Annotated in this window: 13 protein-coding genes; 5 read left to right on the plus strand and 8 right to left on the minus strand. The window is 67.2% G+C overall.

Translation table 11 applies throughout. The annotated features are described in order from the left end of the window. Positions 1 to 71 precede the first annotated feature (71 nt). The 4 genes from ACQG3P_RS06465 to ACQG3P_RS06480 form a co-directional block, all read right to left on the minus strand. Complete coding sequence (locus tag ACQG3P_RS06465; RefSeq protein WP_068848134.1) at positions 72 to 638, minus strand: ECF-type sigma factor; 567 nt, start codon at positions 636 to 638, stop codon at positions 72 to 74. Positions 639 to 703: 65 nt separating this feature from the next. Then, positions 704 to 1,516 (minus strand): bifunctional DNA-formamidopyrimidine glycosylase/DNA-(apurinic or apyrimidinic site) lyase, encoded by an 813-nt coding sequence (mutM, locus tag ACQG3P_RS06470; RefSeq protein WP_426804556.1) that lies wholly within the window; start codon positions 1,514 to 1,516, stop codon positions 704 to 706. Positions 1,517 to 1,543: 27 nt separating this feature from the next. Beyond that, a complete protein-coding gene (locus ACQG3P_RS06475) occupies positions 1,544 to 1,873 on the minus strand; it encodes an EF-hand domain-containing protein (RefSeq protein ID WP_068848130.1) in 330 nt (109 codons plus the stop codon). A gap of 42 nt (positions 1,874 to 1,915) precedes the next feature. Then, the gene (locus ACQG3P_RS06480) at positions 1,916 to 3,118 is read right to left on the minus strand and encodes a DesA family fatty acid desaturase (protein WP_320458278.1); all 1,203 of its coding nucleotides are present in this window, start codon (positions 3,116 to 3,118) and stop codon (positions 1,916 to 1,918) included. A gap of 149 nt (positions 3,119 to 3,267) precedes the next feature. Here ACQG3P_RS06480 and ACQG3P_RS06485 point away from each other — a divergent pair, with 149 nt between their 5' ends. After that, complete coding sequence (locus tag ACQG3P_RS06485) at positions 3,268 to 4,098, plus strand: ABC transporter ATP-binding protein (protein ID WP_217537837.1); 831 nt, start codon at positions 3,268 to 3,270, stop codon at positions 4,096 to 4,098. 34 nt (positions 4,099 to 4,132) lie between these two features. On the opposite strand, the gene ACQG3P_RS06490 is transcribed toward ACQG3P_RS06485, so the two are convergent. Both ACQG3P_RS06490 and ACQG3P_RS06495 read right to left on the minus strand, forming a co-directional pair. Further along, entirely contained in the window at positions 4,133 to 5,371 is a 1,239-nt protein-coding gene (locus ACQG3P_RS06490) for a DUF4785 domain-containing protein (RefSeq protein WP_426804557.1), read from the minus strand. A 10-nt stretch (positions 5,372 to 5,381) separates the two neighbouring features. After that, positions 5,382 to 6,263: a hypothetical protein gene (locus ACQG3P_RS06495; RefSeq protein WP_426804558.1), complete on the minus strand. Its 882-nt coding sequence runs from the start codon at positions 6,261 to 6,263 to the stop codon at positions 5,382 to 5,384. A gap of 216 nt (positions 6,264 to 6,479) precedes the next feature. On the opposite strand from ACQG3P_RS06495, the gene ACQG3P_RS06500 reads away from it, so the two are divergent. Continuing rightward, a complete protein-coding gene (locus tag ACQG3P_RS06500; protein WP_426804559.1) occupies positions 6,480 to 7,325 on the plus strand; it encodes an acid phosphatase in 846 nt (281 codons plus the stop codon). A 480-nt stretch (positions 7,326 to 7,805) separates the two neighbouring features. Here ACQG3P_RS06500 and ACQG3P_RS06505 read toward each other — a convergent pair whose 3' ends face one another. After that, positions 7,806 to 10,073 (minus strand): TonB-dependent receptor, encoded by a 2,268-nt coding sequence (locus ACQG3P_RS06505; RefSeq protein WP_426804560.1) that lies wholly within the window; start codon positions 10,071 to 10,073, stop codon positions 7,806 to 7,808. Between the two features lie 243 nt (positions 10,074 to 10,316). Between ACQG3P_RS06505 and ACQG3P_RS06510 the strand changes: the two genes are divergently transcribed. Both ACQG3P_RS06510 and ACQG3P_RS06515 read left to right on the plus strand, forming a co-directional pair. Further along, on the plus strand, positions 10,317 to 10,733 hold the full coding sequence (locus ACQG3P_RS06510; protein ID WP_426804561.1) for a hypothetical protein: 417 nt from the start codon (positions 10,317 to 10,319) through the stop codon (positions 10,731 to 10,733). A 74-nt stretch (positions 10,734 to 10,807) separates the two neighbouring features. Next, positions 10,808 to 11,809: a patatin-like phospholipase family protein gene (locus ACQG3P_RS06515; RefSeq protein ID WP_426804562.1), complete on the plus strand. Its 1,002-nt coding sequence runs from the start codon at positions 10,808 to 10,810 to the stop codon at positions 11,807 to 11,809. A 130-nt stretch (positions 11,810 to 11,939) separates the two neighbouring features. Here ACQG3P_RS06515 and ACQG3P_RS06520 read toward each other — a convergent pair whose 3' ends face one another. Continuing rightward, entirely contained in the window at positions 11,940 to 12,422 is a 483-nt protein-coding gene (locus tag ACQG3P_RS06520) for an Lrp/AsnC family transcriptional regulator (RefSeq protein ID WP_068848115.1), read from the minus strand. Between the two features lie 127 nt (positions 12,423 to 12,549). On the opposite strand from ACQG3P_RS06520, the gene phhA reads away from it, so the two are divergent. Next, the gene (phhA, locus tag ACQG3P_RS06525) at positions 12,550 to 13,446 is read left to right on the plus strand and encodes a phenylalanine 4-monooxygenase (protein WP_184126323.1); all 897 of its coding nucleotides are present in this window, start codon (positions 12,550 to 12,552) and stop codon (positions 13,444 to 13,446) included. The last annotated feature ends 22 nt before the right edge of the window (positions 13,447 to 13,468 follow it).

Below are 13,468 nucleotides of genomic sequence, written 5' to 3' on the forward strand. Positions count from 1 at the left end.
TCCCCGGGCGCTGTGTTGCCACCGTGCACCTCCGCCCGCGCCCTCGCGCGGGAACCCGACTGCCGCCGTGCTCAGTCCTCGCGGACCGACGCCAGCAGGAACATCCGTGCCTTCTGCCAATCGCGCCGGATGCTGCGCTCCGAGCGCTGGCACAGATCGGCGATTTCCTGTTCCGACAACCCCGCGAAGTAGCGCAGTTCCACCACCTTGGCCAGGTGCCCGTCCACCGCCTGCAACCGCGCCAGCGCCACGTCCAGCGCCAGCAGGTCCTCATCCAAGCGCACGCCGCTGCTGCTGTTTTCGGGTATTTCCGCCACGCGCTTGAGATCGCCGCCGCGCTTGCGCGCCAGCCGGTTGCGCGCGTAATCAACCACCACGCTGCGCATGGCCGAGGCCGCGTAGGCAAAGAAGTGCGCGCGGTCTTCAAAGCGCGCCGCGCCGCGTGCCCCCAGCAGCTTGAGGTAGGACTCGTGGACCAGCGAGGTGGCATCCAGGGTGCGGCCCTGCTGCCCGGCCAGCTGGCGCCGGGCCATGCTGTGCAGTTCCTGGTAGAGCAGGGTCAGCACCCGGTCCAGCGAGGCGCGGTCGCCCGACCGGGCCGAATCGAGCCATACGGTGATATCCGGGCTTTCGTCCATCGCACACCCCCGCCGGTGACGTTTGGCCGACTATAGCGCCGCTTCCTGCAGATGCGTAGGAGAGTTCAGCGCTGGCAGTGGCCGCACCAGACGCTGGCGCGCTGGCCGATGGTGGCGTGGCGCAGGGCGCGCCCGCACTGCCGGCAGGGTTCGCCTTCACGGCCGTAGACCAGCAGTTCCTGCTCGAAATAGCCCGGGGCACCGTCGGGGTTGATGAAATCGCGCAGGGTGGTGCCGCCACGGGTGATGGCATAGGCCAGGATCTGCTTCACCGCCGTGGCCAGGCGCTGGTAGCGCTCACGCGAGATCTTCCCGGCTTCACGCAGCGGATTGATCCCGGCCATGAACAGGCTTTCAGCGGCGTAGATGTTGCCCACCCCGACCACGATGGCCTGGTCCATCAGGAAGGTCTTCACCGAGGCGCTGCGGCCGCGGCTGCGCTGGAACAGGTAATCACCGTCGAAGGCGTCGTCCAGCGGCTCCGGGCCCAGCCCGGCCAGCAGCGGATGGGTGTCCCCGGCCGGCTGCCACAGCAGGCTGCCGAACCGGCGCGGGTCGTTGAAACGCAGCAGGCGGCCGTTGTCCAGGCTGATATCGACGTGATCGTGCGCGCGGACCGGGGTATCCCCCGGGAGTACACGCAGGCTGCCGGACATGCCCAGGTGCAGCACTGCGCTGCCGATGGCGGTGTCGAGCAGCAGGTACTTGGCGCGGCGGCGCACGCTTTCAATCGCCTGGCCGGGCAGCAGCGCGCTGATTTCGTCGGGAATCGGCCAACGCAGGTCCGGCCGGCGCAGGATCACGCCGTGCACGCGGCGGCCTTCCAGGTGCGGGGCCAGGCCGCGGCGGGTGGTTTCTACTTCGGGAAGTTCAGGCATGGGGGAATGGCAGGCGGGTGCGCGGTGTCATCGGGGTGGGGCGGCGAGTTCTTTCGCGCTCAGGAAGCCGTCACCGTTGGCGTCCTGCTTGTGGAAGCGTTCGATGATCGTCTGCCGTTGCTGCTCGCGGGTGATCGGCCTGCCTTTGCCGCCGGGCAGTTCATCGGCGCTGAGCACGCCGTCGGCGTTGCGGTCCATGCGGTCGAAGGCGTACATCATCCATTGCACATACTCCTCGACGCTGACCTTGCCGTCGCCATCGGCATCCATGCGTTGCAGGTAACTGCCGGTGTCGGTGACCTGGGCCTGCGCGGCGGCGGCGAGCAGCAACAGGGACGCGCAGGAAAAACGCCGCACAAGGCGGCGCTTTCCGGTGGTGCCAGGGGCAGGCCACACCGGTCAGTGCGCCGTCAGCGCGTAGCCTTTCAGGCGCGCGGCGTAGTTCTGCAGCGCGGCGATGCCACTGGCCTCGGCTTCATGGCACCAGGCCTGGAGCAGCTTCAGGCGTTCGGCGGCATCGTTGCCACGGGCTTCCAGCAGGGCGGCCAGGCGCGCGCGGTGTTCGACCAGCACGCGGATGCGCGGGCGCTGTTCGACCCAGCTGCTGAGTTCGGCGCGGCAATCGGGCTTGAGCCAGCGGCCGTCGTTGACCAGGCCCCGGCGCATGCGGCGCGGCAGCAGCTTGCGCAGCTTGGCACCGGCAAACGCGGCTTCTTCGCGCAGGGCCGGCACGAACACATTGCGCTGGTAATCGGTCATGGCCTGGAAGCGGTGCGAGAGCAGGGCCTTCAGGGTTTCGGCATCGGGCACGGCGATGTTCGGGCGCACGTCCATGCTGGGCGCCACGCGCAGCACCTTGGCCAGGCCCACGGCCTGCAGGCCACGGATCGCCGCCCAGCCGATATCGAACTCCCAGCGGCGCATCGAGAAGCGGGCCGAGCTGGGGAAGGCATGGTGGTTGTTGTGCAGCTCTTCGCCGCCGATCCAGAAGGCCCACGGGGTGAGGTTGGTGGAGGTATCGGCCGACTCGAAGTTGCGGTAGCCCCACCAGTGGCCCAGGCCGTTGACCACGCCGGCGGCCCAGAACGGAATCCACGCCATCTGGATCGCCCACAGGGCCACGCCGGGCAGGCCGAACAGCACCAAATTCACCGCCAACAGGGCCACCGGGCCCAGGTTGGCGTGCGGGGTATACAGGTGGCGCTCGATCCAGTCTTCCGGGGCGCCGCGGCCGTACTGTTCGATGTCCGCGCGCATGCCACGGGCTTCGCGGTACAGCTCCACGCCGCGCCAGAACACCGTGCCGATGCCCTTGGTCACCGGGCTGTGCGGGTCTTCGTCGGTTTCCACCTTGGCGTGGTGCTTGCGGTGGATGGCCACCCACTCCTTGGTAATCATGGAGGTGGTGAGCCAGGTCCAGAAGCGGAAGAAGTGCGCGATGACCGGGTGGAAATCGACGCCGCGGTGCGCCTGGCTGCGATGCAGGTAGAGCGTGACGGCAAAGATGGTGAGCTGGGTGAACACCAGCAGCACCAGGCCCATGCCCCACCAGCCGAGGCCGACGACACCGCCGGTCAGGAAGTTGATGAGGGTATCGAGCATCGCAGGACTCCGGGCCGTGATGGCCAGCAGGGAAACGGTGACAGGTGGGTCCATCATGGGGCCAGACGTTGCAAACTTCATCCGTCTGATGCGATTTTTGCGCAGTCATTCAGTTGTTTTCCCCCTTCGTGAGCATTGCCCCCGCATTCATGACCGTTGCCACCCCACCGCCGGCCATCGCCGCCGCCGCCCCCCTGATCGAACTCGACCGCGCCTGTGTGATCCGGGGGCAGGTCCGCGTGCTGCATGACCTGAGCCTGCGCATCGCCCAGGGCCAGCACACCGCGCTGCTCGGCCCCAATGGCTGCGGCAAATCCTCCTTCATCAAGCTCATCACCCGTGAGCTGTACCCGCTGGCGCACGCGGACGGCACCGTCGCCGTGCGCGTGCTCGGGCAGAACCGCTGGCAGGTGGACCGGCTGCGCTCGCAGCTGGGCATCGTCACCGGTGACCTGAGCAGCAACCTGGCCGACATGCCCGGGCTGACCGTGGAAGAAGCGGTGCTGTCGGGGTTCTTCGCCAGCTTCGTGGTGCCCGCGTTCCGCGAGGTCACCGACGACATGCGCGCGCGGGTGCGCGAGACGCTGGCACTGACCGGGGCGTTGCCATTGCTGCACCGGGGCTATGCCGAATTGTCCGCCGGTGAAACCCGGCGCGTGCTGATCGCCCGTGCGCTGGTGAACCGGCCGCAGGCGCTGCTGCTGGACGAGCCGTCCACCGGGCTGGACCTGGTGGCGCGCCAGCACCTGATCGCCACCATGCGCACACTGGCCGCGCAGGGCATCACCCTGGTGCTGGTGACCCACCACATCGAAGAAGTGATTCCGGAAATCGAACGCGTGGTGCTGCTGCGCGGTGGCCGGATCGCGGCCGATGGCACACGGGCGGAATTGCTGCGGGATGGGCCGCTGTCGGAGGTATTCGGCGGGCCGATCCAGGTCGTCGAGCACGAGGGCCGGTTGACCGCCTTCGCGGGGTGACAGCCGGGGGCGGCGTTGCCGCCCCCGGCCTCCATCAGAACCGCACTGCTACTGCGCGGCTTTCGATCGGGGCCATCCGGCCCTGGTCCTGCAACTGCAGGTCACGCAGTTCGAACGGGGCGCCGTAGCCACCCGGTAATGCCACCGTGTCGAACGCCAGCAGCAGTTCGCCGGCACCGGCCGCATCGAACCACGCCGCGCTATGCGCCTGCGCCACCGGGTGCAGCCTGCCGTCGGGCCCGGTGGCGTGCAGTGTGCCGCGCGCCTCGTAACGGCCCGGCGCGCCGATCTGCAGCGGCAGCCGCACCTGGCGCCGGGCGGCATCCACCTCGACCTGGCCGCTGAAGCGCGCCGTCGGCCGGGCGACGGCGAACGCCACCTTGGCGTCGCGCTGCACGCCCTGCGCGGTCACGAAGGCCTGCAGTTCCCACAGCCCCTGTGCCTGCCCCACATCCTCGGGAATGGTCACCTGCGCGCGCAGGCCGTCCTTGCCGGCCACCAGCGGCACCGGCCAGCTGCGCCCGTCCGGTGCCACCAGCAGTGCTTCGCCGCCCGCCGGCAGCGTGCGCGCTGCCGAGCGTCCCGCCGCCCGCGCCGCGTTGCCACCGTCGTGCTGCAGGCGTGCGTTCAACAGCACGCTGCCACCGGCCAGCACCTGCTGGCGGTCGGCCTGCAGGGTCAGCGCGATCGGGCTGTTGGGCTCCAGCACCTGCACCACGTAGCGGCCCTGGGCCTGCGCGGCCTGCAGGCGATAGGTGCCCACCGCCGTGCTGGCGCCGGTGCGCGCCATCGCGCTGCCCTCGCCCACGCCCATGCCTGCGGCGCGCAGCTGCTGGGCATCGACCACCTTGTCCAGCGCCAACGCACCGGAGGGGTCTCGCACCTGCAGCTGCTCCACCTCCAGCGCGCGGGCGCCCTGCACCGGGCTGACCTGGATCACCGCATCCGGCGCGGTGAGCGGCAGCTCCAAGCCGCGCTGCAGCGTGGCCGCATCCACGGTGTCCCAGTAGCTGCGGCTCAGTGCAACGAACGGGGCCGGCGCGCTCAGCGCCCGGGTCGGGTCCAGCGCCCAGGCAAAGCGCACGGGGACGCGTTCCACCGTGGCATCGGGCATCGGCGCGCGTTCCACCGTGGCATCGGGCATCGGCGCGCGTTCCACGCGTGGGGCCACCTGGTCGGTGCCGCGCGCGGCCTGCAGCGGTTGGGCGGCGTGCAGCGGCAGCGCGAACAGCGCCGAGGCGACGGCCATGGCAAGCATCAATCGTGACGTCATGGCGTGCTCCTCAGAGAGTCAGGTCGTTGCGCAGGATCGCGCCCAGGCCGAAGCATTCGCGCCGGCTCTGGTTGTGGCTGAGCGGCTCGGCGCCGTTGGTGCGCGCCTTGTCGGTGAACAGCACGCTGCCGGCCGCCTTCTGGCTGCTGCATTCCAGGAAGCCATCGGAACAGCTGTCGAGCCAGTTCTGGGTTAGCTCCAGCCCCACGTTCTGCGCATAGCCACCGCAGTAGCTGTTGCTGTCCCACACCGCCGATTCCACATCCGAACCCACTACCGCGCGGAACGGCTTGGGCAGCGCCGGACGACCGGAAGTGCCGTACAGGTTCTGCGCGTTGTAGGTGGCCATCCAGCCCACCTGCTGCATGCGCACCGCATCGTTCTGGTAACCCAGCAGCCAGCCGACCGACGCTTCGAAGGCGTTGCCGTTGAGCACCGCGTCGGCCAGCGGCGTGCCGGCCGACGAGGGCGCCAGCGCGGTGACCTTGCTGATGGTCTGGATAAGCTTCGGGTAGCGGCTGTCGTAGGTGGGGTTGGACAGGATCCAGCGCACCACGTTGCCGCCGTTGGAATGGGTGATCACCACCAGCCTGGTGATGCCACGGCTGTTGATGAAGGTGGTGAGCTGCCCGGCCAGGCAACCGGCCGCTTCAGGTTTCCACATGTACTGCTCGAAATCGCAGTTGACCACGGTGTAATTGGCGCTGTTGGGCAGGCCCTGGCGTACCGTGTCGATGATGCCCGGCTGCCAGTAATCGGCGCGCGCATCGGTCTGCTTGCCGGTGCCGTGCACGAACGCCACGCCCACCACGTCGGCGGCGTGCACGCTGGCGCAGGCCAGCATCATTCCCAGTGCCAGACCTGCGCCCTTCCCCACTGCAATGCTTTGCATCCTGTGACTCCCTTTCCCGGTGATCCCCCTGATTGCCGAAAGCTATTCCGCCTGCGAATCGGTTTCCGTGAACCAGTAGAGGATTCCTATCATTTGAAACGACTCCCAACGCGGCCCTTCACTGCGCCATGCCGGGTCTGGCGGCATGACCAGTGGCCGCTGGCAGGGGCCTGGGAAGCTGCGATCATGCGGGCTTCACGCTTTTGAGACCTGCCGATGCACGCTGCCGCTTCCGCCCCGTTCCTGCGCCCCCTGCTGGCCACCGCCCTGATTGCGGCCCTGGCCGGCTGTACCACGGTGGCCGCGCCGACCACGCCGGTGGAGGCCTCGGTGGTGACCAAGGCGGTGGGGTACCTGGCGGCCGACGCGGTACCGGACAGCCTGGCGCTGGTGCCGGCCCCGCCGGCGGCCGGTTCGGCCGGGTTCGCGCTGGACGAGCAGGTGAGCCGCGAAGCGCGCGCCCTGCGCGACAGCCCGCGTTTCGCCCAGGCCCACCGCGATGCCGAACTGGGCTTCCCGGAAGGGGCGAACCAGTTCGCCTGCGCAATCGGGCTGGACGTGGATGCACAGAAGACCCCCGCGCTGTACCGCCTGCTCGAGCGCAGCCGCATCGATGCCAGCGCCGCCACCCGCGCCGCCAAGCACCACTACCAGCGCGCGCGCCCGTTCATGGTCAATGGCGAACCCACCTGCACGCCGGAGGATGAAGAAGGCCTGCGCAAGAATGGCTCCTACCCGTCCGGCCACACCTCGATCGGCTGGGCGTGGGCGCTGATCCTGTCGGAAATCGTCCCCGAGCGCGCCGACGCCATCCAGGCCCGCGGCCGCAACTACGGCGAAAGCCGCCTGGTGTGCAACGTGCACTGGCAGAGCGACATCCTGGAAGGACGGTTCATGGGCGCGGCGGCGGTGGCAAGGCTGCACGGCAACGCCGACTTCAACCGCGACCTGCTGGCCGCCCGAAAGGAAATCGCAGCAGCCCGAAAGGCAGGCGCAACCGTGAGCCGCGATTGCGCGGCCGAGGAAATGGTACTGAAGGTCCGACCCGCCAGCGCGCTGTGACGTTGGGTCGCCCGATGGTGACGCATCCGGATCTGATCGCGTTCGCCAGCAATTCGCGACGTATCCTGATCAACGGACGTTCGCCAGCAATTCGCGACGTATCCTGATCCGCGGACGTTCGCCAGCAATTCGCGACGTATCCTGATCCGCGGACGTTCGCCAGCAATTCGCGACGTATCCTGATCCACGGACGTTCGCCAGCAATTCGTAGCGCCGACTGTTAGTCGGCGACCGCGCGCAGCGCGGCGCAAGCATCCGAAGTCGAATGACTGCCATTGTGGAAGCGGCACCGACGTTTACGCCCGACCGAAGCCACCCGTCCGGCGTTCATGACCTCGGAAGGGAGAGCTGCCGACTAACAGTCGGCACTACCGTCGGCGCCACCGTCGGCGTTAACGTCGGCGTTACCGGTTTGTGATCGACAAAAAAAACGGCGCGGACTGCTCCGCGCCGTTTTCGTCTACATGCTGCGCACCGCGATCAGAACTTCGCCGTGAACTCAACACCAAACGTACGCGGCTCGTTGAGGAAGCCGGTCAGGTTGTTGAAGTCGATCGCACCCACCACGCGGGTCTGGTTGGTCAGGTTGCGACCAAACACGGCCACGTCGTACTGGCCGTAATCCCAGTTGTAACCCAGGCGCAGGCCGCCTTCCAGCGACGAGCGGCTGCGGAATTCCGGCGACTCGTACAGGAAGAAGTTCACCGGGCTGCGGTAGGCCCAGTCGGTGTAGACGTAGAGCTCGCTGGCATCGTTGATCGGGAAGCCGGCGCGCAGCGTCAGGTTGTGGATCCACTTCGGCGCCTGCGGCAACGGGTTGCCGTTGACCAGCGCGTAGGTGCCACCATTGATCACGGTGGTCGGGTCGGTGATGGTGCAGCCGCCGCCGCAGATTGCTACCGCCAGGTCGCGGTCCTTGATCTCGGTGTCGTTGTAGCTGCTGCCCAGGGTCAGCAGCACGTGGTCGGTCAGGTAGGCTTCGAAGTCCAGCTCCGCGCCCTGGCCGATGGTCTTGTCGGCATTGAGCAGGGTGGCGGTGTTGTTGCTGCCGCCCACCGCGATCAGCTGCTGGCCATCGACGTTGTAGCGGAAGATGTTGAAGCCCAGGCGCGCGCGGCGGTCGAACAGGTCGGCCTTGACGCCGATCTCATACGAAATCACCTTCTCCGAATCGGCCTGCGACACGCCGCCGAAGGCCAGACGGCCCTGGATGGACGGGGCGCGGAAGCCCTTGGCCACGCGGGCATAGGTGTTGAGGTTGTCGGTGATCTGATAGACACCGCTCAGGTCCCAGCTGACATCGTCGACATCGGTGTTGGCGATGTACGGACCGCTCACCGGCGTGCCACCCGGCACCGCCTGCAGCACGCTGGCGGTGAAGTCCTTCTTGTCCTGCGTGTAGCGCACGCCGCCGCGCAGCTTGAACTTGTCGGTCACGTCGAAATCGCCGGACGCGAACGCTGCCCACGCTTTGTTGCGCTGGCTCTGCACGGCATGGCCGGTCTGCGGGTTGCCCGGGGTCAGCGAATCGTAGTTGAAGCTGTCGATGGTGACGTCTTCATCGAAGTAGAACACGCCCGCCTGCCAGTCGAAGCGGCCCCACTCGTTGGATTCCACGCGGAATTCCTGGGTCCACTGGCGGTGGTGCGGCAGGCCGTCGGCCGATTCGGACGGGAACGGAATGAAGCCCGGGCCGTAGTTGCCCGCGCCGAGGAAGCTGGCGCCGTAGCCGCCGTCGATGTCGCCATGGTTGAGCGATTCGGCGGTTTCATACCCGGTGATCGAGTGCAGCGTCACGCTGCCCAGGTTCCACTGCAGGCGCGCGCTGCCGCCCCAGGTTTCCAGTTCGGAGAAGTTCTCGCCGTCGTTGGAGACCTTGTCGCGGTCGAAGTTTTCCACCAGCGCATTGCTGCCCGGCTGGATGATGTTGGCGCGGAACAGGCGCGCGGTGCCGTTGAGCTTGCGCTTGTGCAGGTTGAACAGCGCTTCGAACTCGTCGCCTTCGTACAGGAACTGCACGCGGCCGGCGGCTTCGTCGTAGCCTTCAAAGCCTTCGGCCGGTGCGTTCGGGCGGGTGTTGTCCACGTAGTTGTCGCGGCGCTGGTACAGCGCCGACACGCGCGCGGACCAGCGGTCGGTCAGCGGGCCACCGTAGGCGGCCTGTGTGTTCCAGGTGTCATAGGTGCCGTAGGAAACTTTGACGTAACCATCGGCGTCCTGCGACGGGCGGGCCGAATCGAACTTCACGACGCCGGCCGGCGTGTTGCGCCCGAACAGCGTGCCCTGCGGGCCGCGCAGTACTTCCACGCCGGCCAGGTCGAACAGCGGGAAGCCCTTCAGCAGCGGGCTTTCCTGCACCACATCGTCATACACCAGCGACACCGGCTGCGAGGCATTGAGATCGAAATCGGTGTTGCCCAGACCGCGGATGTAGAAGCGCGGGAAGGCACGACCATAGGACGATTCAATGTTCAGGCTCGGCACGCGGGCCGACAGGAAGCGGATGTCGTCGCCGGCCGAACCGAGCACGTCGAGCTTTTCGCCTTGGATGGCCGAGATCGAGACCGGCACGTCCTTGGCGTTTTCGACGCGGCGCTGGGCCGTGACCTGCAGGGTGTCGAGTGCTACCGGATCCTTGGTGGCGGGGGCGTCCTGGGCTGCGGCCGTCAATGGCAGCAGGGCGGCAAGCGCGACAACGAGGGGATGCACGGACGGAGTACGGCCGTGGGCAGTGCGGTTCGGGAACATGGCGATTAGGCTGTGTTGGGAAGGGTGGTGGACCGGCGCTACCAGACAATTGTTGCAGTACAACAACAGCGTCGCAAATACGGATCTTTCATTACCAAGATCCGCGCCCCCAGATGTGAAGGCATGGCCCCGGGCATCGCTTCATGGATCTTGCCCGATATGGCAGGATGAACGTCTTCAGCCAAAGACTGCTGACGCCACGCGGATGATGCAATGCTGTCAGAGGACACCAGAGGGAGGCCCATGGACGACGACGCCATGTCCGTGAGCGGGTGGCGGGTCTGGATGACGGTGATGGCCTGGGTTCTCTGTCTCCCAGGCTTGCTTTACCACGTGGTGGTCTTTGGGTCGGTCGCGCTGGTGGGTCTGTTTTCGGGCGAATGGCTGGCTCCCTTGGACCTGCCGGAACTGGGGGTGATGCTGCTCATCCTGCTCAGCACGTTGTCCTGGCTCGCCCTGGCCTGGATGAGCCTCGCGTGGATCCAGGACCGTCCGGTGCACTGGGCATGGCCGTTGGGAGGCACTGCGGTGACACTACCGATACTGCTGGGAACCCATTTCGTTGCGGCGCTGTTTGTCCTGCCCGGCGTTCTTCTGGCGCTCTACCTGTGTGTCTGGCACCTCCGCCAGTCGCGGCGACCGACGGGCAACCCTGCATGACCACGCAATGCACACTGCCGGCCATGGGCCGGCACTACCGGTATGCTATCGCCCATTCACATTTCGCCACGCCCATGACCGCCTTCCGCCGCACCCGTCTCACGCTGTCCGTTGCCCTGCTCGGCCTGCTGGCTGGCTGCGGCGGCGAAAACGCCCGCCCCACCCCGGTTACGCCGGTGGCGGTGCCTGCCGCACCGGCCAAGCCGGTGAAGATCGGCATCGCACTCGGCGGCGGTGCGGCCAAGGGCTTCGCGCACATCGGCGTGATCAAGATGCTGGAAGCCAATGGCTTCGAGCCGGTCGTTGTGTCCGGCACCAGCGCCGGCAGCGTGGTCGGCGCGCTGTATGCCAGCGGCATGGATGCCTTCCAGATGCAGACCAAAGCGGTGGCGCTGGATGAAACCAGCATCCGCGACGTGCGCCTGTTTTCCGGCGGCCTGGTGCAGGGCCAGAAGCTGCAGGATTACGTCAACGCGCAGGTGAACAACAAGCCGGCCGAAAAGCTGAAGAAGCCGTTCGCCGCCGTGGCCACCAACCTGGATACCGGCGATCGCGCGGTGTTCGTGCGTGGCAACGTCGGCCAGGCCGTGCGTGCCTCGAGCAGCATCCCGGGCGTGTTCGAGCCGGTGAAGATCGGCAGCAACCTGTTCGTCGACGGCGGCGTGGTCAGCCCAGTGCCGGTGGATGCCGCGCGCCAACTGGGCGCGGACTTCGTCATCGCGGTGGATATCTCCAGCAAGGCCAGCGGCAAATCGCCGACCGGCATGCTGGGCATCGTCAACCAGTCCATCTCGATCATGGGCCAGCGCCTGGGCGAACAGGAACTGGCGCGCGCCGACATCATCATCCGCCCGAAGGTGCTGGACATCGGTGCGGCCGATTTCAGCCAGCGCGGTTACGCGATCCTGGAGGGCGAGAAGGCCGCGATGGCGGCAATGCCGCAGATCCGCGCCAAGATCCAGCAGTTGCAGAAGGCCCGCGCCGCTGCAGCGGCGCCGCCCCCGCCCAAGCCGAAATGCGACGAACCCTCGCGCGTGGGCAAGCTGATGGGCCGCAAGGAAAAGTGCGAGGGGTAAACCGCGTCATCGCTGGACGCCGCCCGCGGTAGAGCCGACTGTTAGTCGGCTGCTCTCGGCACGGGTAGCGGAGTCTGCGCAAAGGGCAGCCGACTAACAGTCGGCTCTACCGCTGGAATGACGCGTTGCGTCATTCCAGCTGCGACAACGGCAACGCCCTGAAGTCCTTCACCGTGCGCAGCACGAAACTGGAGTTCACGTCGGCCACGCCCGCTGCATTGAGCAGCTTGTCCAGCAGGAAGCTGGAAAAGTGCTCCAGGTCGCGCACGTAGATGTGCAGCAAATAATCCATGTCGCCGGTCAGCGCATGGCAGGCCACCACTTCATCCCAGTCCACCACGCTGTCGGCGAACACGCCGATGGCGTGCTGGTCGTGCTTTTCCAGCTGCACGCGCACGAAGGCCTGCAGCCCCAGCCCGATCCGGCGCGGTTCCAGTCGCGCGCCGTAGCCGGCGATCACTCCTTCGCTTTCCAGCCGCTGCACCCGCCGCAGGCACGCCGACGGAGAAAGGTTCACCCGCGCCGCCAGTTCGGCGTTGGTGGCGCGGCCATGTTGCTGGATCTCCGCCAGGAGACGCAGATCCGTGCGGTCGAACTGGGCATCTCCGGACATTGCTGCTCCGCAACATTGATTGGACGCAACGATATTGCGCCAGGTCGGCAGATCCGCGCAACTTTGCAATCCTCTTGCGCGCGCACTGCCCTAGCATCAAAGGGTCACTTCCCAGGAGCCCACCTCGATGGAAACCGCCACCGCCCCCCGCCGCGTCGAACACCAGCAGACCGACAAGGGTTACGTGCCGGTGTACACCACCGCCGTGGTGGAACAGCCGTGGGAAAGCTACACCGCCGACGACCACGCCACCTGGAGCACCCTGTACCAGCGCCAGCGTGAGCTGCTGGTGGGCCGGGCCAGCAAGGAGTTCCTGCAGGCGCAGGACGAGATGGGCATGAACGCGCACATGATTCCGCGCTTCGACCAGCTCAACGAAGTGCTGGGCGCAGCCACCGGCTGGACCCTGGTTGGCGTGGAAGGCCTGCTGCCGGAACTGGATTTCTTCGACCACCTGGCCAACCGCCGCTTCCCGGTCACCTGGTGGATCCGCCGCCCGGACCAGATCGACTACATCGCCGAACCGGACATGTTCCACGACCTGTTCGGGCACGTGCCGTTGCTGATGAACCCGGTGTTCGCCGATTACATGGCCGCCTACGGCCGCGGCGGCGTCAAGGCGCACGCGATCGGCCCCGAAGCACTGCAGCACCTCACCCGCCTGTACTGGTACACGGTGGAGTTCGGCCTGATCAACACGCCCGAAGGGCTGCGCATCTACGGCGCCGGCATCGTGTCGTCGAAGGGCGAATCGCTGTACTCGCTGGAATCGGCCGCGCCGAACCGGATCGGGTTCGACCTGGAGCGCATCATGCGCACCCGCTACCGGATCGACACATTCCAGAAGACCTACTTCGTCATCGACAGCTACGAGCAGTTGATGGAAGCGACCGCGCCGGACTTCACCCCGATCTACGCCGCGCTGGAAACGCAGGAGCACCTGCCGGCCGGTGATGTGCAGGAAGGCGACCGCGTGTTCCAGAAGGGCACCGGCGAGGGCTGGGCGGAAGGCGGCGACGTGTGATCGTAGCGCCGGGCCCTGCCCG

Source organism: Stenotrophomonas sp. SrG (assembly GCF_050031795.1).
In the GTDB taxonomy this organism is placed as follows: Bacteria; Pseudomonadota; Gammaproteobacteria; order Xanthomonadales; family Xanthomonadaceae; genus Stenotrophomonas; species Stenotrophomonas rhizophila_A.